This window comes from Sediminibacillus terrae, from assembly GCF_009602435.1.
In the GTDB taxonomy this organism is placed as follows: Bacteria; Bacillota; Bacilli; order Bacillales; family Amphibacillaceae; genus Sediminibacillus; species Sediminibacillus terrae.
Genome location: NZ_VZDQ01000026.1, coordinates 1 through 21,376, shown reverse-complemented (window position 1 = coordinate 21,376; position 21,376 = coordinate 1). Strand labels below are relative to the sequence as shown.

The following is a 21,376-nucleotide window of genomic DNA, read 5'->3' as shown; positions in this document are numbered from 1 at the left end:
TGTAAAGGAGGAAGTTAGACATGGGTAAAATAATTGGAATTGACTTAGGAACAACAAACTCTTGTGTAGCAGTGATGGAAGGTGGAGAATCAAAGGTAATCCCGAACCCTGAGGGAAACCGTACAACTCCTTCTGTTGTTGCATTCAAGAACGGAGAAAGACAAGTAGGCGAAGTTGCCAAGCGGCAGGCAATCACCAATAAAAACACGATTCAATCAATCAAACGCCATATGGGTACAGACTATAAGGTGGAAATTGAAGGGAAAGAATATACTCCACAGGAAATCTCAGCGATCATTCTGCAGTACATTAAGTCTTATGCAGAGGACTATCTGGGAGAATCTGTCGACAAAGCCGTCATTACCGTACCTGCTTATTTCAATGACGCCGAGCGCCAAGCAACAAAAGACGCAGGTAAAATTGCAGGTCTTGAAGTAGAGCGTATCATCAACGAACCAACTGCAGCTGCATTGGCATATGGTATTGATCAAGATGGCCAAGATCAAACAATTCTTGTTTATGACTTGGGCGGCGGTACATTCGACGTTTCGATTCTGGATATCGGCGAAGGTACCTTTGAAGTTGTGGCCACTGCGGGGGACAACCGTTTGGGCGGCGATGACTTTGACCAAGTGATTATTGATCATATGGTTGCAGAGTTCAAAAAAGAAAATGGAATCGATCTGTCGCAAGACAACATGGCATTGCAACGTCTGAAAGATGCTGCCGAAAAAGCGAAAAAAGACCTTTCCGGTGTTGCACAAACTCAAATTTCCCTTCCATTTATCACTGCTGGGGATGCCGGCCCGCTTCATTTGGAAATGAACTTGACCCGTGCGAAATTCGATGAGCTGTCTTCAGATCTTGTAGAGCGTACAATGGGACCAACTCGCCAGGCGTTGAAAGACGCAAGTATGAGTGCGGGTGAAATCGATAAAGTGCTTCTTGTGGGTGGTTCAACCAGGATTCCTGCTGTCCAGGAGGCAATCAAAAAGGAAATCGGCAACGATCCGTCCAAAGGAGTAAACCCTGATGAAGTTGTTGCACTTGGTGCTGCTATCCAAGGCGGTGTGTTGCAAGGCGACGTCAAGGATGTAGTATTGCTGGATGTTACACCATTATCATTGGGTATCGAAACAATGGGCGGTGTAACGACGAAGTTGATTGAACGGAATACGACTATTCCTACCAGCCATTCACAAGTATTCTCAACAGCCGCAGATAATCAAACAGCGGTTGATATCCATGTGCTGCAAGGTGAACGAGAAATGGCTGCCGACAACAAAACAATGGGCCGTTTCCAGTTGACCGATATCCCGCCAGCACCACGCGGTGTACCGCAAATCGAAGTATCTTTCGATATCGATGCAAATGGTATCGTAAATGTCCGGGCAAAAGACCTTGGCACGAACAAAGAACAATCGATCACCATCAAATCATCTTCCGGCCTATCTGACGAAGAAGTGGAACAAATGGTGAAAGATGCGGAAGCAAACGCAGAAGAAGATAAGAAACGCCGTGAAGAAGTAGAACTTCGCAACGAAGCAGATCAATTGGTTTTCACAACAGATAAAACCATCAAAGACCTAGGCGACAAGGTATCTGAAGATGAAAAACAAAAAGCTGAGTCTGCCAAAGAAGAATTGCAAAAAGCGCTGGAAGAAGGCGACCTGGAGCAAATCAGAACGAAAAAAGATGCACTGCAGGAGCAAGTTCAAGCTTTATCGGTCAAACTATATGAACAAGCGCAGGCAGATGCCCAGGCCCAACAAAGTGAAGGCGGCCAGGAAGGCGAAGACGTAGTGGACGCCGATTATGAAGAAGTAGACGATGATGAAGAGAAAAAATAAGCGTTAAAATAAGTCCGTGTCAAAAAGTCAAAGTCAGGATTTCCTTGGCTTTGGCTTTTTACACGTCATTCATCTTATAACACCAATTGATGAAGCTTCTATTTTTTATTTGCCCCAACTCATCTACACGAAAAGGTATTTGCTCAGTTACGGGAAGTAATGTTATGATAAACTTTATGCTATAGAGATTCGGGAGAGTGATCTTCAAGTGAGTAAAAGAGACTATTATGAAATCCTTGGTGTCTCCAAAGACGCTTCCAAGGATGAAATTAAAAAAGCATACCGGAAATTGGCCCGCAAATATCATCCGGATGTTAATAAAGAAGCAGATGCTGCCGACAAGTTTAAAGAAGCGAAGGAAGCTTATGAAGTATTGGGCGATGAACAAAAAAGAACACAGTATGACCAGTTCGGTCATGCAGGACCGCAGAGTCAGGGATTTGGCGGCGGTTTTGGCGGGGCCGAGGACTTTGGTGGTTTCGGCGATATTTTCGACATGTTCTTTGGCGGCGGTGGAAGAAGGCGGGACCCTAATGCACCACGGCAGGGGGCTGACTTACAATACACCATGACGCTGGATTTCGAGGAAGCTATTTTCGGTAAGGAAACTGACATTCAAATTCCGCGGGAAGAAACCTGTGACACTTGTAATGGATCTGGCGCCAAGCCTGGAACAGAACCAAAAACCTGTTCACATTGTAATGGGTCAGGTCAGTTGAATATGGAGCAAAACACACCATTCGGCCGTGTTGTAAACAAGCGTGTCTGCCATTATTGCCAAGGCACAGGCAAAATCATACCTGACAAGTGCAATACTTGCGGTGGAACAGGAAAAGTGAAAAAACGCAAAAAAATTCATATCAACATCCCGGCAGGAATTGACGAAGGACAGCAAATCCGAGTTTCCGGACAAGGCGAAGCCGGTGCCAACGGGGGACCTCCAGGAGACTTATATGTCGTGGTCCAAATCAAACCTCACGAATTTTACCAGCGCGAAGGCGACCATATTTTCTGTGAAATGCCGATAACTTTTGCCCAGGCGGCCCTGGGAGATGAAATTGAAGTGCCCACAGTCCATGGTAAAGTAAAGCTTAAAGTTCCAGCTGGAACACAGACAGGCAAGACGTTCCGCTTGAAAGGAAAAGGAGCTCCGAATGTACGTGGTTATGGACATGGAGATCAACATGTCAACATCCGCGTGGTGACTCCTACAAATCTTACAGAACGGCAACAGGAAATCTTGCGCGAATTCAACGATATCAGCGGTAATCAGCCGACGGAAGAGCAGCACGGAACATTCTTTCAGCGGGTAAAACGCGCATTCAAAGGGGAATGACCATAAGTGGGAAAAAACGGCGGGAGGATACAAATAATGTAACTTCCTGCCCGTTTTTTAAATAGCTTCCATCACGACTTAGATAATCTATTTATCAATAATCGCAAAAAAGCCTGGTCATCAGACTTTTTTGCGGAAAAGCGGGTGATTCCAGTGAAATGGTCAGAAATCACAATCCACACGACAAATGAGGCGATAGAACCGATTTCCAATATACTTCACGAAGCAGGTGCCAGTGGAGTTGTCATCGAAGACCCTAGGGATTTGATAAAAGAAAGAGACACTTTTTACGGTGAAATATACGAGCTGAACCCAGAAGACTATCCAGAAGAAGGCGTCTATGTGAAAGCTTACTTGCCTGTCAACAGTTTTCTCGGAGAAACAGTAGAAGAGATCAAGCAGGCAGTCAATAACCTGCTTCTTTACAATATTGACCTGGGCATGAACAAGATAACGCTTAGCGAAGTGCATGAAGAAGAGTGGGCAACTGCCTGGAAGAAGTATTACAAACCTGTGAAAATATCAGAAAGAGTGACGATTATACCGACTTGGGAGGAGTACACGCCTGTCTCGAGCGACGAAATCATCATTGAACTGGATCCTGGAATGGCTTTTGGGACGGGGACGCACCCTACGACAGTTTTGAGCATCCAGGCATTGGAAAGGTTTGTATCGGAAGGGGATCACATTTTAGATGTCGGTTCTGGGTCAGGTGTGTTGAGCATTGCTTCCGTGCTGTTGGGAGCGGAGCGTGTAAAAGCGTTCGATTTGGATGACATCGCTGTAAAAAGCACTGTCATCAATGCGAAATTGAATCATGTAGAGAGTAAGATTGAATCAAGACAGAATAACTTGCTTGACAACGTGAAAGAAGAAGCGGATGTAATTGTATCCAATATTCTGGCTGAGATTATTGTCCGTTTCGTCGAAGAAGCCTATGACTGCTTGAAACCGGGTGGAACTTTTATTACTTCTGGTATCATTCAAGCAAAGAAACAAATGGTGCGACAGGAATTGGAAAAGAACGGATTCGAAATACTGGAGGTAAATCAGATGGAGGACTGGATCTCCTTTATAGCAAAAAAACCAGAAGCAGAGCAGGTGTTTTAATTGCAGCGATATTTCGTACCTGAAGAGGGATGGAAGGAAAATTCGATCCGAATCACCGGAGATGACAGGCATCACATCGATAGGGTGATGCGTATGCAGTCTGGTGATTCGATTATCTGCAATGCACCGGCAGGCACAGCGGCGGTCTGTACGATCACCGAGGTCACCGATCAGTATATCTCCGCCGACATCGTCGAATGGCTGGAAGAATCCAAAGAGCTTCCGATAGATGTGACAATCGCCCATGGACTTCCTAAAGGGGATAAGCTGGAACTTGTATTGCAAAAAGGAACAGAGCTCGGAGCATCCAGATTCATTCCTTTCCAGGCAGGACGTTCGATTGTGAAGTGGGATCAGAAAAAGGCAGAAAAAAAACTGTCCCGCTATCGGAAAATAGTCAAAGAGGCTAGTGAGCAATCACATCGTAACGTAGTTCCGGAAGTGGAAGCTTTTCTAGATTTTCAAGCCCTTTTGGAAAAGAGTGAAGAATATCCGGTAAAAATATTTGCCTATGAAGATGAGGCAAAAACCAATGATTATCAAGGTTTGAGTGTTATACTGTCTAACGTGGAACCAGGCCAGAAAATCATTGCTTGTATCGGACCGGAGGGCGGCTATACAATAGAAGAAGCCGAAGCCTTCAAAGCCCATGGTTTTGAACCGGTCCGTCTCGGCCCGCGCATACTTAGAACAGAGACTGCACCATTGTATTTGTTGTCGAGTATTTCGTATCATTTTGAAGAATTGGGGTGTTGAAAATGCCGACAGTGGCTTTTCATACATTGGGTTGTAAAGTGAACCATTATGAGACAGAAGGAATTTGGAGAAAATTCAAAGAGGAAGGTTATGAACGGGTGGATTTCGACCACCAGTCCGATGTATATGTAATCAATACATGTACCGTAACCAATACAGGCGATAAAAAAAGCCGGCAAGTGATTCGCCGTGCCATCCGGAAAAACCCGGAAGCAGTTGTTTGTGTTACCGGCTGTTATGCTCAAACCTCACCGGGTGAAATCATGGAGATTCCCGGCGTGGATGTTGTTGTCGGAACCCAGCATCGGGAAAAGATGATCGAGTATATCGAGCAGCATAAGCGGGATCGTCAGCCAATAAACGGAGTTTCAAATATCATGAAAAACCGGGTCTTCGAAGAAATGGACGTACCTGTGTTTACAGACCGGACACGGGCATCCTTGAAAATCCAGGAAGGATGCAATAATTTCTGTACGTTTTGTATCATCCCCTGGTCGCGTGGGCTATTGCGCTCCAGAGAACCTGAAAATGTATTAAAACAAGCTCAGCAGCTTGTAGATGCCGGATATAAAGAAATTGTTCTGACTGGAATTCATACAGCGGGATACGGAGAGGATATGAAGGATTACAACTTTGCCCAATTACTGCGTGAATTGGAAACAAAAGTGGATGGGTTAAAACGTATCCGGATTTCCTCTATTGAAGCGAGTCAAATCACTGACGAGGTGATCGAAGTGCTCGACCAGTCGGATAAAATAGTCCGCCACCTCCACATTCCGTTGCAGTCAGGTTCCGACACCGTTTTAGAGCGAATGAGAAGAAAATATTCTGCTGACTTTTACCGTGGAAAAATCGAAAAAATCAAGCGAGCATTGCCTGGTTTGGCGATTACGTCTGATGTAATTGTCGGTTTTCCTGGAGAAACAGAGGAAGAGTTTCAGGAAACGTACGATTTTATCCGGGAAATCGGCTATTCAGAACTACATGTATTCCCGTTCTCCAAACGCACTGGGACACCAGCGGCACGTATGACTGATCAAGTTGAAGATGATGTGAAGAATGAACGTGTCCGCCGGCTGATCGAGCTTTCGGACCAACAGGCAAAAGAATATGCTTCCCAGTATGAAGGCGAGGTACTGGAAGTGATACCTGAAGAGCGTTTTGACGAAGAGGCAGGAGACAATATATTTGTCGGTTATACGGATAACTACCTGAAGGTGAAATTTGAAGCCTCCGATGACATGATTGGCAAAATTGTCCGTGTGAAAATTACAAAAGCAGGATATCCATATAATGAAGGGCAGTTCGTCCGTGTGATGGATGAACCGAAAATCAACCAAAAAGCAGAAATCTCTTAAAAAATCCGGCCTTGCCGGGTTTTTTAATGTGCTGGACCAAGATTCTCTTTGTTTTAGGTAATTGCTGAACAATGCTTGGTTTTTTCCATTCGGAAGTGCTATCATTGATAAGAAGTTCGTACAACGAGAAAGGATGGGTAAAATTGGATAAAAATCTAGCGGGTATGATTGATCATACACAACTGAAGCCGGATACACCAGTTTCAAAAATTGACCAAATCATTCAAGAGGCAAAAGATAACCATTTTGCTTCCGTGTGTGTTAATCCTTATTGGGTTTCTTACTGTTATCAACAATTAAAGGACACAGACGTAAAAGTCTGCACCGTGATCGGTTTTCCTTTAGGGGCAACAACGACGGAAACAAAGGTGTTTGAAACGGAGCAAGCCATCAAAAATGGAGCTACGGAAGTAGACATGGTTATCAATGTGGGAGCATTGAAATCTGGTGATTCCGATGTAGTGGAAAAGGATATTGCAGCTGTTGTTCATGCAGCTCGCAATCTGGCACTGACTAAAGTAATCATTGAAACTTCTCTGCTGGATGAAGCGGAAAAGGTTACGGCTTGTCAACTGGCTAAAAAAGCCGGCGCTGACTTCGTAAAAACGTCGACAGGTTTCTCTGGGGGCGGTGCAACGGTGGAAGATATAGCTTTGATGAGAAAAACTGTCGGACAAGAAATGGGAGTAAAAGCATCGGGAGGTGTCAGGGACAGGGAAACAACGGATGCGATGATTGAAGCAGGAGCAACTCGTATCGGTGCGAGTGCGGGTGTACAAATTGTCTCCGGAGGCACAGCCGACTCTGATTATTAATCGAGGTAGAGGAAAAGAGTGTACCGGAACGGGCAGACTGTCCAGGCGAGGTAACCTTCGTTTCCTTTCACCCCTGAAATTTTAATAATTTATGGAAAAACACACTGCAACAATGGTTCCTGTTTAGAAGGAAATGTCATGCAGTGTGTTTTTCATATTTCCTGTTCGCCGTGGAACCGGATGATGAACCTCTCGAATAGTCCGATAAACGGCAGGAATAAAAGTACGGAAGCGACATTGAATAAGACGGCAATATGAGCTAGTTGCTTGATGGGATAACTGGACAATGACTCTGCAAATCCAGTAAGTCCGGTAAGGAATGGAAGAAATAGCAGGACGCTGAACAAGTTGAACCAGACATGGGCCATCGCAGTTAAGATAGCTTGTTTACCTGTGCCCAGTGCTGCAAGGACTGCTGTCAGGCAAGTACCGATATTTGCCCCTAGTACGATTGCAATGGAAGCTGCCATGCTTATTAGTCCCTCGTTTAAAAAACTCATCGTAATACCAGTGGTGGCACTTGAAGATTGGATGGCACCACTGAACACCATTCCGATGATCACCCCTGCCTCTGGATTCAACTGAGTAAACATAATGGCATCTTTCAATATCGGAAGTTCCACAATCAGGGGAGCCAATGATTCGAATCCATCCAATGCGACAAAGATGGATCCGATGCCGAACAGGATGGTACCCGCCCCAAAAAGTAATTTTATATTGGAGAACAGCAGGATGGCACCTATGACTACAAAAGCCCATTCGGGAATATAGTGACTGAATGTCAGCAATTCACCTGTTGCGGTCGTTCCGATGTTTGCACCGAGTATGACGCCCAAGGACTGTTTGAAGGTCATCAACCCTACGCTGACAAAACTGATCGTCAGTACCATGATCAAGGAGCTGCTCTGCAATACGGCAGTTGCAAGCAGACCTGTCAGAATACCGTAATAATGATTTTTCGTCATGCCTGCAAGCAATGGTTCTACTTTATGGAAGGCGACATGGTGCAAGCCTGTCCGCAAAACTTGGAAACCGAGAAAAAACAGCATTAAAAATACCGCGGATAAAGAAAGCAAATCAGCCAAACCACTCACCTCGTTACATTATATGGGCAGGCGGTGGAAACATGTCTGTTAAAAACTTTCTTTTCAAGGCTGTATAACAAAAGATGGTTATTCTTGCATAAAAAATATAAACTACGACATAGTTTGGATGCGTTTTTCTGACTTCTTACTTTTGTTGAGTTGGAATTCGACGCTGCGAAAATACCCTGCGCTTTCCGCGGGCGGCTGGTGAGCTTCCTCGAGCTGACGCTCTGCGGAATCTCACCGAGGCCTTTCCTCCCGCGGGAGTCTCCGGGTATTTTCTTCGCTAGGAACAGCATTTCTATTTAGAAACACCTCGAAATTTTTTTATTCATAAGTACTCCATGCACCGTATCATCAAAAGACATTGCCAGGAAAACAAGCAGAAAGTCCAAGAACAGGAGAAAAGGCGGGAATTACAACTGTCTTTTATGAAAAGAAGTACACATTTCCTGACAAACGTTTTTAAGATGGCTTGTTGGTTCTCAAGGAAAAAGTCTACGCTTCCGTTAATCAGCCTGCTCCTTAGCGCAGGGAGCATACGCAGACTCCTGCGGGAACAGCACGAGCTGAAGATCCACTTGGTAAAGCGGTTTTCTTTACCAAGTTAGCTGAAGCCGTGCCCGCGGAAAGCGAAGTATGCTACCGAAGCGGTGGGTAACACCCTTTTTGAATAGGCAATGGAATTTTCCGTTATAGTTAGTTCGCAGTTTATATCAACTACGGCATACAACGAGTTTCGGAGTGTTTGAGGAGCATGTTAAATAAACAAAAGAATGGCCGCAAGGTAAGAAAAATAGAATTTATTAGTAATTGCTTGTGAAATAAGTTGACCGGGAAATAGCAATATATTATAATTGTCGGGAGACATATGGAAGGATACATATGTCCCAGAAACCTGTTGTATGCTTCGGAGGGAGGGAAAATAGCATGTCAAACACAACTCGCGTTCGTAAAAACGAGTCTCTTGAAGATGCTCTTCGTCGCTTCAAACGCAGTGTATCTAAAAGTGGTACATTGTCTGAATACCGCAAGCGTGAATTTTATGAAAAACCTAGTGTGCGCCGCAAGAAAAAATCTGAGGCTGCTAGAAAGCGTAAGTAACAAAGAGGGTGTAGAAGAGATATGTCATTAGTTGAACGTCTGAACCAGGATATGAAGCAGGCGATGAAAAACAAGGATAAACAAGCCTTGAGTGTCATCCGCATGGTGAAAGCTTCTTTACAGAATGAAGCGATCAAACTTGGTAAAGACGAATTATCTGAAGAAGAAGAACTAACTGTTTTATCCAGAGAGTTAAAACAGCGAAAAGATTCCCTCCAAGAATTCAAAGAAGCTGGACGCGATGATCTTGCGGAAAAACTTGAAGATGAAATAAAAGTTTTACAAGCATATATGCCGAAACAGCTTACAGAAGAAGAACTTGAACAAATTGTTCAAGAAACGATCCAGGAAGTCGGCGCGACTTCCAAAAAAGATATGGGGACAGTGATGAGTGCCATCATGCCTAAAGTAAAAGGGCAGGCTGATGGTTCACAAGTGAATCGTCTTGTCCAAAAGCATTTGTCTTAATTAGTTTAAACAAGTGAGCGCTAAAAGGGAGAAGTGGTTTTCGCCGGTCAAGGCGAAGCTGCTTCTCTTTTTTTATAGGAAAATGACGGGAACTCTTCTTCATTCGGGAGCTTATTCTTATGAATTTGTGGCGTTGGGTGAATACTAACGGCTGAAAATATATGTTAAACTGAAGAAAAGATTTGAAACTTTCATAGGTAGTGGACCGTATACATAGCGTGTCGATAGAAAGGGGGCGATAGCAGGTGGGCAGAAGAATAGCCGTTGTCTTGGTCGTGTTCTTGGGCGTGATAACGGGGTTGATCGGTTCTTTCGTCACTCCAACACCGATTGACGCAGCTGACGGAGACGGGAAGCTGGTGTACGTTATACCGGTTGAAAATGAAGTGGAGCGGGGGCTGGAGGCTTTTCTGAGAAGGACCACACAGGAAGCTGCAGAAGAAAATGCCGACCATATCATTTTTGAAATAGATACACCTGGCGGCCGAGTGGATGCAGCAGGGCAGATAGCTGAAATGTTACAGGATTTAGAAATACAGACGACAGCGTTTATTACAAATGAAGCATTGTCAGCGGGATCGTACATAGCATTGAACACCGACAATATCTACATGAAGCCGCATGCAACAATGGGAGCGAGCGGTGTCATAAACTCAGATGGAACGGCTGCTGATAAAAAGGCACAGTCAGCCTGGATTTCGGCTATGAAGAGTGCCGCTGCTTCTAAGGATAGAGATCCATTGTATGCAGAAGCGATGGCGAATCCTTCGATTGATTTACCGGAGTACGGGGCGCCGGAAGGAGATTTTTTAACCTTAGAGCCGACCACGGCTGTAGAGGTAGGTTATGCTGAAGCAATCGTTAACCACCGTACAGAACTTCTAGCTGAGCTGGATTTGCAAAATGCTGAAATTATCGAAACCGATACTACGCTTGCAGAGGAAATTGCCAGATTTTTGACCAATCCCGTGGTGGTGCCGATACTGTTGTCTCTTGCAAGCATTGGCTTGATCGTAGAGTTATATTCTCCGGGATTCGGCATTCCAGGTTCCATTGGGCTGTTGTCCCTTGTATTATTTTTCTACGGACATATTGTGGCAGGCCTTGCAGGATATGAAGCAGTCATTTTGCTCGTATTAGGAATCATTATGATTATTGCAGAAATTTTTGTGCCCGGAGGAATACTCGGGATTCTCGGGATAGGTGCAGTAGTCGCTGCTCTGTTCATGTCTTCAGCGGATATGGGCCATATGGCCTTGAGCATAGCAATCGCCCTACTGTCATCGATCGTTGTTTCTGTTATTCTGTTCAAAACAATCGGTCTGGAAAAAGGTTTCTTTAAAAACATCATATTAAAGGATGCCACCACTACCGAACAGGGATATGTGTCTTCGGTGAGCAGGTTGGATTTAATCGGTTTGGAAGGCAGAGCGGTCACCATGCTTAGGCCGTCAGGAACGGCGGTCTTCGGGGAGGAGCGGCTTGATGTCGTGACAGAAGGAGCTTTTGTCGAGAAGGATACTCCTATCAAGATCGTCAAAACGGAAGGTTCAAGAATTGTGGTAAGAAAAATAAACAATCAACATACACAGGAGGAAGTATAATGGACATTCAAAGTTTATTACCGATCATAGTAATCGGATTAATTGTTATAGCAGTTGCTGTTTTATTCACTTTCATTCCCGTCATGCTCTGGATCAGCGCTTTGGCCGCTGGTGTCCGGGTCAGCATATTCACCCTTGTCGGAATGCGACTGAGAAGGGTCGTCCCTTCCAGAGTGATCAACCCGCTGATCAAAGCGCACAAAGCTGGACTTGGAGTAAACACGAATCAATTGGAGAGTCACTATCTGGCAGGAGGTAATGTCGATCGGGTGGTCAATGCGTTGATTGCCGCACAACGGGCTAATATTGAATTGACATTCGAACGGGCTGCTGCAATTGACTTGGCTGGCCGTGATGTGCTGGAAGCTGTCCAAATGAGTGTTAACCCGAAAGTAATAGAAACACCGTTTATTGCAGGTATTGCTATGGATGGGATTGAAGTGAAAGCAAAAGCCAGGATCACTGTCCGGGCAAATATCGACCGGCTTGTCGGTGGTGCTGGTGAAGATACAGTGATCGCACGTGTTGGTGAAGGGATTGTAAGTACGATTGGTAGCTCGGACAGCCATACGAAAGTATTGGAAAATCCGGATTCCATCTCCCATAATGTCCTATCCAAAGGGTTGGACGCAGGAACAGCTTTTGAAATTCTATCGATTGATATCGCTGATATCGATATCGGTAAAAACATCGGGGCTACTCTTTCCACTGATCAGGCAGAAGCAGACAAAAACATTGCCCAGGCTAAAGCGGAAGAACGTCGTGCAATGGCTGTGGCCCAAGAGCAGGAAATGCTGGCAAGGGTACAGGAAATGCGCGCAAAAGTCGTCGAGGCAGAAGCAGATGTACCGCTCGCGCTCGCCGAGGCGCTTCGATCAGGCAATATGGGCGTGATGGACTATATGAATTATAAGAACATCAATGCTGATACAGATATGCGTGATACGATTGGCAAGCTTTCTCAAGAAGAAAATGACGAGGACCAATAATAGAGGCCGAGTGAAAGAGGAGGATGATCAATGGAGGATTTAATAGGCTTAATCATCCCGCTTCTTGCCGTGGTCGGATGGCTGTTTGGCATGTTTAAAAATGAGGAGGAGGAACAGAAGGGCGGGAAACCTACCCGGCCTTCCCGGCCAAATCCTTCTCCTTCACGCCAACAAACAAGCACTAAAGAGCCTGCACAAACAACTGTGAATGTTGAGGCTGAAACACAAACAAATCCTTCCACTGCAGTAGGGCCGTCGAGTGCACAAACGTATTACGAGAAAAAGAAGGCGAAGCTGGCAGAAACACAGTATGCAGATGTGGACGTTTTTTCTTATCACATGGACTCTATCCAGGAGGTGGAACGACCGAGACAGTTGGATAAAGGAGTCAGCAATCGAACCGCCAAAAAAGACGGCCGTTCGAATAAGAAGCTTTCCATCCGCCGGAATCTATCCAAAAAAGGGATTGCAGAAAGTTTTGTGATGGCAGAAGTGCTCGGTCAGCCTCGGGCTCATCGGCCTTACCAAAAAAGACGGCACACGAAGTGAAAAAGGGACTGGGACAAAAGCATAGTGACCAAAATAAAAACCGAACGATTCGTTCGGTTTTTTGATTACTCGTGCCCAGCACGCTATTAATTGCTTACTGGTGAAAGCCCAGCCTGTGTAAGGATCAAGACGCTCAGTAGCTGACAGGCGACTGGTGGAGAAATCCTAAGGTTGGAGCCCTGTGACAGAGTAACTCCTTTTGGAGTGCGAGCAACTTAACAGGCTTCACATGAAATGAATCCTGCAGCCTCAAGATACTTCGCTTTCCGCAGACACGCCTTCAGCTAATTCGGCAAAGAAATGCCCTTTGCCAAATGGATCTTCAGCTCGCGCTCATCCTGCTGGAGTTACCTTGCCTCGGTTGGTTGGAGATATTCTTTCTTCTGCGTAATTTTCCGTCTTGTCTATTGCCGTTACGAGAAATAACTAAGCCGCATGGAAGCCTTTTACCTTGCTGTTAGTTCACCCCCTCCAATTTCGGAAGAATAACGACTCCTCCCTTACGTCTTTGTCATTGTTTAGAAACCTAACACCGAATCCGGTTCTATTCATCTTTTCTTTCGCATGTAGAAGCACGGCCTGAAAATCCTGCAAGAAAGTGATTGGTGCTTTCAGAGGAAGGTGAAGCTCTGCCCGTGGTTGCCGTAGCGATACAGCACCGATAAAAAAACAGGATAAAAGAAGTTTGTCTTAGGAGCATTTGATTAGCATGTAGAATCTGATTAAGTTTTAGCTTTGATAGTCATGTTTTTATCCAATCCACTTTTTCAATCAGACGAAAGCCCTTTTGTTTTTAAACCGCGTTCTTTCGTAAAATATCTAGTGTGTTGTTAATTATCATTTGGCCGGCCCTCCCCTTTATAACCCATCATACATGGTTTAGCCTTGGATATTTTGCTGTTCTTATCTCCTGGTTTCATTCATACATATGATGTGAGAGGGGGCATCCTGGGTGAACAAATGGAAACAGCGCATCGAGAAAATGCTCACGCAGCATCTTGAACTTCCTTCCGATGTTATCCTCGAACTTCCGAGAATTACGACTATCGGTCAAATCCATGCTTATATCGAAAATCATAAAGGACTCATTCTGTTTTCAGAATCTGAGCTCCGTTTACGTATGAAAGACGGATACCTCCGGATAACTGGAGAAAAATTTGTGCTGAAGATGATGCTGCCGGAGGAAATCCTGCTTGAGGGTAAAATCAAGGAGCTGGCATTCATCGAGGCGTGACCGGATAGCCGGCGGAGGGGGGCAGAGATGAAGCACACACAAGACATATTTTTTACAGGATCTGTAAAGATAGAAGTGACCGGACACCACCCGGAGCTGTTTTTCGATCTGTGCGCAAGGGAAGGAATAACTGTTTGGAATGTGATAAAAATAAATGAAACGCGATGTGTCGGATATGTAAGATTACGTGATATTTCCGCGATAAAAAGATTGCGCAGGCAAACGGTTTACAAGCTGTCTTTTCTGTCACGGAAAGGTTTTCCTTTTTTGATACAGCGCGTTTTGCGTAAAAAACCATTCATGGCAGGATTATTTTTGAGTATCTTGTTCGTCATGTTTCTTTCGAACGTCGTCTGGGACATAGAAGTCGAAAATGTCCCGCCAGAAATAGAAGCGAAGATTATCGAAAAATTGGACGAGTATGGTATTCACCGCGGTGCCATAAAGTTTACCATCGGTACACCAAGTGACATTCAACAACGTTTGCTGGATGATTTGCCTGAATTGCTATGGGTGGGTGTGACGGAAAAGGGGACAACCTATCAACTGGAAGCTGTCGAGAAAACGATTGTCGAAGAACCTGAGCAGCCTGGCCCCAGGAATCTGGTTGCTGCAAAGAAAGGTGTCATTGTTGATATGTTTGTGGCTAAGGGGCTTCCTTTGGTCAAAGTGAATGACCTTGTCACACCTGGGCAAGTATTGGTTTCCGGCAACCTGAACGAGGAGAAAACAGAGGAAGAACAAGATGACGACAAAGAAAAAAACGCTAAGCCAAAGAACAACGTGGCAGCCGAAGGGGAAGTAATTGCAGAGACGTGGTACGAGGTGGAAACAACTGTACCGATGAAGGCGAATTATCAAACCCTTACCGGGGAAAATGAAACGAAATTCCATCTTCAAATCGGGAAACTGAGAATTCCGGTTTGGGGTTTCAAAAAGGTCGATTATGAACATGTATATAAAGAAACCACAAGTAAACCATTGTACTTTTTGCATTGGACGCTGCCGATATCCATCGTGGAAGAGAAATGGAATGAACAGGCATCTTATAATGAAAAACGAAGCAGGGAAAAAGCCAGAGAAGAAGCCGTGAAACAAGCGACAAAGCAGCTTCGGAGTGAGCTTGGAAAGGATGCAGAAATAGCTTTTCAAAAAGTTTTGCACGAACGAATAGAGAGTGGTAAAGTTAAGTTAACCCTTTATTTTAAAGCTAAGGAAGATATAACAAAAATTCAACCAATATCTCAAGGAGATTGATTATGCCTGAAGATTTAAAAACGATCGATTTACAACTGGAAAATCCAAACGAAGCACTCACATTGTTTGGAACCGAAGATAGACACCTAAAACAAATCGAACAACATTTGAATGTATCGATTGTCACGCGAGGAGAACAGGTCAGCGTTTCCGGCACACCGGAAGATACCCAGCTTATAGAGGAAATATTGCTTGCATTACTTCATATTGTCCGCAAAGGGCTGACTGTCACAGAACGCGATGTGGTATATGCTGTCGATCTCGCCAAAAAAGGTAAAATAGATCAATTTGAAACATTGTTTGAAGATGAAATTACCAAAAATGCCAAAGGAAAATCCATCAGGGTCAAAACGTTGGGGCAACGTAATTATGTCAATGCGATAAAATCCAACGATCTTGTCTTCGGCATTGGTCCTGCTGGAACTGGAAAGACTTATTTGGCGGTTGTCATGGCAGTGACAGCTCTAAAAAAAGGCCTTGTCAAAAAAATCATTTTGACAAGGCCGGCAGTCGAAGCCGGCGAAAGTCTTGGTTTCTTGCCTGGCGATCTAAAAGAAAAAGTCGATCCTTATTTACGCCCTCTTTATGATGCCTTGCACGATGTTCTCGGTAACGAGCACACCCTTCGGCTGATTGAGAGAGGCACCATTGAAATCGCACCGCTCGCCTATATGAGGGGCAGGACGCTTGATGACGCATTCGTCATTCTGGATGAAGCGCAAAACACAACCCCTGCTCAAATGAAAATGTTCCTAACCAGACTTGGTTTTGGCTCGAAAATGGTAATCACCGGCGATATTACTCAAGTCGATCTTCCTATGGGTGTCACATCCGGCCTGAAAGCTGTCGAAGCCCGGTTGGCATCAATCAAAGGCATCGCTTTTATGTATTTAAAACAGTCTGATGTAGTTCGTCATCCACTGGTTCAGAAAATTATCGATGCTTATGAGGAAGAGTAAGCATTGACTACAGGATTAAGACCCATTTTCCAGGGTCTTATTTCTGTATAGACCGCTCTTTTTCAAAAATGAGGTGAGGGAATGAAGCATTACTGGAAACGTTTTAAACAATTACCGGTTTATAAAAACAAATGGCTGAAAATCAGTTTGGCAGTTTTGCTTTTATGCATTTTTTTCTTTTTCATCACGCTTTCTAATGTTTATACGGAAACATACAATATCGAAAGGTTTAACGAAGCGAAAGAAACCATCCGCTCTCCATTGTCGATCGAAAACAAAAAAGAAACAGAGCGTGAAAGAAGAGAAGCGATTCAGGCAGTAGAGGACAGGTATGAGATATCGTCAGAAATCACGCAGGAACGTGCAGGTTATATCAATGAGTTGTTTGAAGCGATCGATAAGCTCGAAGAGGAAGAAAAGGCATCGAAATCCAGCGAAGAAGAGGGCGAACCTGCCGTCACCGATAAGGATAAAGTGCAGAAGCTTCAACAGATTATTTCTCCGGAATTGAGCGAAGCGCTCGACCGGGAAGAATTGACTGTGTTGATCCATGCAAATTCAGAAAAACGATCCCTGGCGAAAGAGTTGCTCACAACGTCCATTTACGAGGTAATGAATGACGGCGTGACAACGGAAACTGTAGAAAATGCTGTGAAAAATGTAAATGAAAAGCTCCAGTATTCCAGCTTAAACGATGACTTAAAGGAAGTCCTTTACATACTCAGTGAGTTTGCTGTGGTGGAAAATTCGTTTTATGATGCGGAAAAGACGGTCGAAGCACAAAAACATGCATCCAATAATGTGGAACCAGTGATGATCCGGGCCGGTGAAATCATTGTAACCGAAGGACAGACGATCACCAATGAGATTTATGAACAATTGAAATTGGTCGGTCTCTTGAACGATGATCGTAATGTCTATCCGTTGATCGGACTTATTTTACTGATTTTTTTAATCGGGGGTATCATCACTTATGAAATGCATATCCATTCTAAAAAACGGGAATTGGATGTCAGGAAGATTGCTTCCATTATTCTAATCAGTGTGTTGATGGTATCTTTGATGAAAGTGGCTAGTGTCTTCACGGATTCTGTCAATCAATTGTTCTTTCTCGTTCCTGCAGCGACAGGTGCGATGTTGTTGAAAATTTTGCTTGATGAACGCTTGGCGATGGCGATGGCGATTCTATACAGTATCCTTGCAAGTCTCATTTTCAATGGAGAGATACCAGGATCGCTCAACATGGAAGCGGGCATCTACATGCTATTTTCTCAATTGGCCGGAATCGTGTTCCTGGCCAGTCTGAAAGATCGTATCGCAATTCTGAAGGCAGGAATAGGAATAACACTGGTACACATACTTACCGTACTATTATTTTTATTTCTTTCTTTCGAAAAATATGCTATCGCGGATATGTTGACTTTCAGTGGATATGGCGTAGTCGCCGCTTTTCTTTCATCCGTTTTAACAATCGGACTGTTGCCATTTTTTGAAACCGGACTGGGAATATTGTCTGATACAAAACTGCTCACCCTATCCAATCCGAATCATCCACTATTACGTAAGATATTGATCGAGGCACCGGGGACTTACCATCACAGTGTCATGGTAGCGAATCTAAGTGAAACTGCCTGCGAAGCAGCAGGAGCCAACGGGCTCCTTGCAAGAGTGGCTGCTTATTATCATGATTTAGGAAAAACGGAACAACCGCATTATTTTATTGAGAATCAAATGGGCATCACCAATCCTCATGACATGCTGCAGCCAAAGCAAAGCGCTGAAATTATTATCAACCATCCATACGCTGGGGCTCGACTCCTAAGGAAACACAAACTCCCCAAGGAAATTGTTGATATCGCAGAACAGCATCATGGAAAGAGTCTTCTGCAATTTTTTTACCATAAGGCAAAAGAGCAGAACAAACAAGTGAAAGAGTCGGAATATCGTTATCCTGGTCCTCTCCCGCAAACAAAGGAAGCGGCGATTGTCTGTATATGCGATTCGATTGAAGCGGCTGTGCGTTCATTGAAGGAGCCGACGAACGAAAAAATTGAAGAAATAGTCACCTCGATCATTCACAATAAGCTGATGGATGGACAGTTGAGTGATGCACCGTTAACATTCAAAGAGTTGGAGAAAATCCGTAAAGCGGTTTGTGAAACGCTTAATGGTATCTTCCATTCCAGGATACAGTACCCGACAGATCAAGAAGTGAAGGAGGCAAATTAATGCATATCGATTTTCATGATCAAACAAACAAAGTTGAAGAAGATACGACCGATTTGATTCAGCGGCTTTTGACTTTTGCTGCAGAAAAAGAAGGAATCACGGATGAATCGGAGGTTTCTGTTAATTTTGTCGATAATGAGGAAATTCAAATCATCAATCGTAATTATCGACAGCAGGACAAACCGACAGATGTGATTTCTTTCGCAATGCAGGAAGAGGGTGAAGGAGAATTGAAAGTAATCGGTGAAGATATCCCGTTAATTCTTGGTGACATCGTCATATCTGTCGATAAGGCCGCTGAACAGGCAGAAGAGTATGGACATTCCCTTCAACGGGAGTTCGGTTTTTTGGCCTTGCACGGTTTTTTACACCTTCTCGGCTATGATCACATACAAAAAGAAGACGAGCGGAAAATGTTCCAGCGACAAGAGGAAATTTTAAATGCGTTCGGACTTGAAAGGAAGTAAACGGAAGCGGACTGTCGGTTTCACGTTTGCTTTGCGTGGATGGAAAAACGCTTGGAAGGAACGGAACCTGCGTATCCAGGTGTTTGCGGCCATTGTTGTATCCGTTATGGGCGCTATTTTCCGGATCACAGCGATCGAATGGCTCCTCCTTGTTGTGGTAATCGGTATGGTGATTGCAATGGAGATGATCAATACAGCGGTTGAACGGCTGCTTGATTATTTAGCACCGGAATTCCACGCGAAAGCGGGAGCTGTTAAAGACATTGCTGCTGGCTCCGTTCTGGCCATGGCTGCTGCAGCTACAGTAGTGGGAGCGATAATTTTCCTTCCGAAAATTGCACAGTTGTTTTGACAGCCAAACCCGGCCCCTATTATCAGGTGGCCGGGTTTTTCTTTTAAGGCATTACTGAAAGAATAGAACAGCTTTTGAACAGAATATATAACCCTTGTGGATTGGAAGCATGGAGGCCATTTTATAATGATATTAGGATAGAGTTGGTATAAACTAAACGAAGGAAAACAAAAACATGTAGATTTTTCGGTTTTCTTTTATGTTGCTTTTGTATTACAACTTTTTTAGAGAGGTTTTGTCGAATCCATGAAAGGGGTAAATTTTTATAGTAAAATAGAAGAAAACCACAGGATGAAAAAGCTATAAAACATAAAAAGGCATAAACGATGGAGGATACAACATGGATGCAGCATACAAATCAGGATTCATATCAATAATCGGAAGGCCGAACGTTGGAAAATCGACGTTCATGAATCGAGTGATCGGACAAAAAATTGCAATAATGAGTGACAAACCACAAACCACCCGCAACAAAATCCAAGGGGTTTTAACAGAAGAAGATGCCCAGATGGTTTTTATCGACACTCCCGGAATCCACAAACCAAAGCATAAGCTTGGTGACTTCATGGTGAAAGTCGCAGAAAATACGCTTAACGAAGTAGACGCGGTAATGTTCATGATTAATGCGGAAGAAGGTTATGGGAGGGGTGACCAGTTTATTCTGGATCGCTTGCAGAATGTAACCAACCCTGTTTTTTTGATCATCAATAAAATTGATCAGGTACATCCTGATGATCTGCTTCCGCTAATCGATGAGTATAAAGACAAATATGACTTCGAGGAAATCATTCCGATTTCAGCGTTGGAAGGAAACAATGTCGCCCATTTGCTTCATGTTTTGAAGGATCATTTACCGGAAGGACCACAGTATTATCCGGAAGATCAAATCACTGACCACCCAGAGCGTTTCATTATCAGTGAATTGATAAGGGAAAAAGCTTTACAATTGACCAGAGAAGAAATTCCCCATTCCATTGCAGTTGTCATTGACAATATAGAAGTCAGGGAAAAAGGCGGAAGTGTTTTTATACAAGCTACGGTTGTAACAGAGAGAAAATCACAAAAGGGTATCATTATCGGCAAACAGGGTTCGATGCTCAAAGAAATCGGAAAACGAGCCAGACAGGATATAGAAGCACTCTTGGGAACGAAGATATACTTAGAACTATGGGTCAAAGTACAGAAGGATTGGCGCAACAGACAAAGTCAGTTGACGGAGTATGGATTTAGCAGTGACGAATATTGAATTCTGACAAAATCCGCCGGTGAAGAAGTTCCTTTCTGTTCATACATGGTAAATATTTTTACTCATGTAACCAAAAGAGAAGGCCATCCTAGAGGTGTGGGGGAAGCAGCTGCCTGTCAGCTGTCATGGGAGTTATAGAGGGTCCGGAGCGTATAAAGGCATATATGAGGAACCGAGAAGCGCAACGAACGAAGAAATACGCAGAGTCATTTTCACCGGATATTTTGAACTTCCTATAAAAAGTATGATTTCTAATATGTATAACAGTTTATAGAAAGGTGGGGTTTCTTGTGCTCGACTTTCCCTGGAAAATATTCAGTCAAACAGGAAACATTGAAACCTATTTACTGATGAAAGAAATGGAATCTTACTACGATGAAGAATCATCTGCTAATGCAAACTATAAAGAACATTTGCAAGAATTTGATCGAAACTTATAAGCGACTGCCGCGCCGCCAAATGGAAACTAGGCGGCGTCTTCTTTTAATGAATTAGAAAACCCCTGGCAATGCCAGGGGTTCCGGAGAGCTTACAGCGTGGTAATAAAAAAACCTCACTTCATGGTAGGATAAAGTTGGTTTCCCGACCACTTCATCTCACCAAAGAAG

General features: G+C 44.0%; 20 protein-coding genes. 19 read left to right on the top strand and 1 reads right to left on the bottom strand.

The features are described 5' to 3' along the window. Nucleotides 1-20: 20 nt before the first annotated feature. The 6 genes from dnaK (at nt 21) to deoC (ending at nt 7,225) form a co-directional block, all read left to right on the top strand. Complete coding sequence (gene dnaK, locus F6X55_RS15365) at nt 21-1,850, top strand: molecular chaperone DnaK (protein ID WP_026569897.1); 1,830 nt, start codon at nt 21-23, stop codon at nt 1,848-1,850. A gap of 208 nt (nt 1,851-2,058) precedes the next feature. Further along, nucleotides 2,059-3,186 (top strand): molecular chaperone DnaJ, encoded by a 1,128-nt coding sequence (gene dnaJ, locus F6X55_RS15360; protein WP_026569898.1) that lies wholly within the window; start codon nt 2,059-2,061, stop codon nt 3,184-3,186. Nucleotides 3,187-3,339: 153 nt separating this feature from the next. Then, on the top strand, nt 3,340-4,296 hold the full coding sequence (gene prmA, locus F6X55_RS15355) for a 50S ribosomal protein L11 methyltransferase (RefSeq protein WP_026569899.1): 957 nt from the start codon (nt 3,340-3,342) through the stop codon (nt 4,294-4,296). Beyond that, nucleotides 4,297-5,052, top strand: a complete 756-nt coding sequence (locus F6X55_RS15350; RefSeq protein WP_026569900.1) for a 16S rRNA (uracil(1498)-N(3))-methyltransferase — start codon at nt 4,297-4,299, stop codon at nt 5,050-5,052. It begins immediately after the preceding gene. A 2-nt stretch (nt 5,053-5,054) separates the two neighbouring features. Then, nucleotides 5,055-6,410, top strand: coding sequence for a tRNA (N(6)-L-threonylcarbamoyladenosine(37)-C(2))-methylthiotransferase MtaB (gene mtaB, locus F6X55_RS15345; RefSeq protein ID WP_026569901.1), 1,356 nt, complete (start codon nt 5,055-5,057; stop codon nt 6,408-6,410). Between the two features lie 143 nt (nt 6,411-6,553). Then, nucleotides 6,554-7,225, top strand: coding sequence for a deoxyribose-phosphate aldolase (gene deoC / locus F6X55_RS15340; protein ID WP_237648692.1), 672 nt, complete (start codon nt 6,554-6,556; stop codon nt 7,223-7,225). Between the two features lie 152 nt (nt 7,226-7,377). On the opposite strand, the gene F6X55_RS15335 is transcribed toward deoC, so the two are convergent. Then, on the bottom strand, nt 7,378-8,310 hold the full coding sequence (locus F6X55_RS15335) for a Na/Pi symporter (RefSeq protein WP_153464611.1): 933 nt from the start codon (nt 8,308-8,310) through the stop codon (nt 7,378-7,380). A 930-nt stretch (nt 8,311-9,240) separates the two neighbouring features. Here F6X55_RS15335 and rpsU point away from each other — a divergent pair. The 13 genes from rpsU (at nt 9,241) to F6X55_RS15270 (ending at nt 21,208) form a co-directional block, all read left to right on the top strand. Beyond that, a complete protein-coding gene (rpsU, locus tag F6X55_RS15330; RefSeq protein WP_067837072.1) occupies nt 9,241-9,414 on the top strand; it encodes a 30S ribosomal protein S21 in 174 nt (57 codons plus the stop codon). 21 nt (nt 9,415-9,435) lie between these two features. Beyond that, complete coding sequence (locus tag F6X55_RS15325; protein WP_026569906.1) at nt 9,436-9,882, top strand: GatB/YqeY domain-containing protein; 447 nt, start codon at nt 9,436-9,438, stop codon at nt 9,880-9,882. Between the two features lie 290 nt (nt 9,883-10,172). Further along, entirely contained in the window at nt 10,173-11,486 is a 1,314-nt protein-coding gene (locus F6X55_RS15320; RefSeq protein ID WP_237648698.1) for an NfeD family protein, read from the top strand. Then, the gene (floA, locus tag F6X55_RS15315; protein WP_026569908.1) at nt 11,486-12,475 is read left to right on the top strand and encodes a flotillin-like protein FloA; all 990 of its coding nucleotides are present in this window, start codon (nt 11,486-11,488) and stop codon (nt 12,473-12,475) included. The genes F6X55_RS15320 and floA overlap by 1 nt, the downstream gene beginning before the upstream one ends. A gap of 30 nt (nt 12,476-12,505) precedes the next feature. Next, on the top strand, nt 12,506-13,024 hold the full coding sequence (locus tag F6X55_RS15310; protein ID WP_026569909.1) for a hypothetical protein: 519 nt from the start codon (nt 12,506-12,508) through the stop codon (nt 13,022-13,024). 952 nt (nt 13,025-13,976) lie between these two features. Further along, the gene (gene yqfC / locus F6X55_RS15305; RefSeq protein WP_026569910.1) at nt 13,977-14,258 is read left to right on the top strand and encodes a sporulation protein YqfC; all 282 of its coding nucleotides are present in this window, start codon (nt 13,977-13,979) and stop codon (nt 14,256-14,258) included. A 27-nt stretch (nt 14,259-14,285) separates the two neighbouring features. Beyond that, nucleotides 14,286-15,515, top strand: coding sequence for a sporulation protein YqfD (yqfD, locus tag F6X55_RS15300; protein ID WP_153464609.1), 1,230 nt, complete (start codon nt 14,286-14,288; stop codon nt 15,513-15,515). A 2-nt stretch (nt 15,516-15,517) separates the two neighbouring features. Then, complete coding sequence (locus F6X55_RS15295; RefSeq protein ID WP_026569912.1) at nt 15,518-16,474, top strand: PhoH family protein; 957 nt, start codon at nt 15,518-15,520, stop codon at nt 16,472-16,474. 81 nt (nt 16,475-16,555) lie between these two features. Continuing rightward, the gene (locus F6X55_RS15290) at nt 16,556-18,703 is read left to right on the top strand and encodes an HD family phosphohydrolase (RefSeq protein WP_153464607.1); all 2,148 of its coding nucleotides are present in this window, start codon (nt 16,556-16,558) and stop codon (nt 18,701-18,703) included. After that, nucleotides 18,703-19,170 carry an rRNA maturation RNase YbeY gene (ybeY, locus tag F6X55_RS15285; RefSeq protein ID WP_026569914.1) on the top strand — a complete coding sequence of 156 codons (468 nt, stop codon included), beginning with the start codon at nt 18,703-18,705 and terminating at the stop codon, nt 19,168-19,170. Before F6X55_RS15290 ends, ybeY begins: the two co-directional genes overlap by 1 nt. Next, entirely contained in the window at nt 19,145-19,522 is a 378-nt protein-coding gene (locus F6X55_RS15280) for a diacylglycerol kinase family protein (protein ID WP_153464605.1), read from the top strand. Before ybeY ends, F6X55_RS15280 begins: the two co-directional genes overlap by 26 nt. A 340-nt stretch (nt 19,523-19,862) precedes the next feature. After that, on the top strand, nt 19,863-20,768 hold the full coding sequence (gene era, locus F6X55_RS15275; protein ID WP_026569916.1) for a GTPase Era: 906 nt from the start codon (nt 19,863-19,865) through the stop codon (nt 20,766-20,768). A gap of 290 nt (nt 20,769-21,058) precedes the next feature. Continuing rightward, a complete protein-coding gene (locus tag F6X55_RS15270; protein ID WP_081704499.1) occupies nt 21,059-21,208 on the top strand; it encodes a YqzL family protein in 150 nt (49 codons plus the stop codon). Nucleotides 21,209-21,376: the final 168 nt, after the last annotated feature.

What these genes read in the sequence shown, in the direction of transcription:
- floA (WP_026569908.1), top strand. Translation starts at nt 11,486, where the DNA reads ATGGACATTCAAAGTTTATTACCGATCATAGTAATCGGATTAATTGTT.
- F6X55_RS15325 (WP_026569906.1), top strand. Translation starts at nt 9,436, where the DNA reads ATGTCATTAGTTGAACGTCTGAACCAGGATATGAAGCAGGCGATGAAA.
- F6X55_RS15295 (WP_026569912.1), top strand. Translation starts at nt 15,518, where the DNA reads ATGCCTGAAGATTTAAAAACGATCGATTTACAACTGGAAAATCCAAAC.
- F6X55_RS15310 (WP_026569909.1), top strand. Translation starts at nt 12,506, where the DNA reads ATGGAGGATTTAATAGGCTTAATCATCCCGCTTCTTGCCGTGGTCGGA.
- yqfD (WP_153464609.1), top strand. Translation starts at nt 14,286, where the DNA reads ATGAAGCACACACAAGACATATTTTTTACAGGATCTGTAAAGATAGAA.
- era (WP_026569916.1), top strand. Translation starts at nt 19,863, where the DNA reads ATGGATGCAGCATACAAATCAGGATTCATATCAATAATCGGAAGGCCG.
- dnaK (WP_026569897.1), top strand. Translation starts at nt 21, where the DNA reads ATGGGTAAAATAATTGGAATTGACTTAGGAACAACAAACTCTTGTGTA.
- ybeY (WP_026569914.1), top strand. Translation starts at nt 18,703, where the DNA reads ATGCATATCGATTTTCATGATCAAACAAACAAAGTTGAAGAAGATACG.
- F6X55_RS15290 (WP_153464607.1), top strand. Translation starts at nt 16,556, where the DNA reads ATGAAGCATTACTGGAAACGTTTTAAACAATTACCGGTTTATAAAAAC.
- mtaB (WP_026569901.1), top strand. Translation starts at nt 5,055, where the DNA reads ATGCCGACAGTGGCTTTTCATACATTGGGTTGTAAAGTGAACCATTAT.
- rpsU (WP_067837072.1), top strand. Translation starts at nt 9,241, where the DNA reads ATGTCAAACACAACTCGCGTTCGTAAAAACGAGTCTCTTGAAGATGCT.
- F6X55_RS15280 (WP_153464605.1), top strand. Translation starts at nt 19,145, where the DNA reads ATGCGTTCGGACTTGAAAGGAAGTAAACGGAAGCGGACTGTCGGTTTC.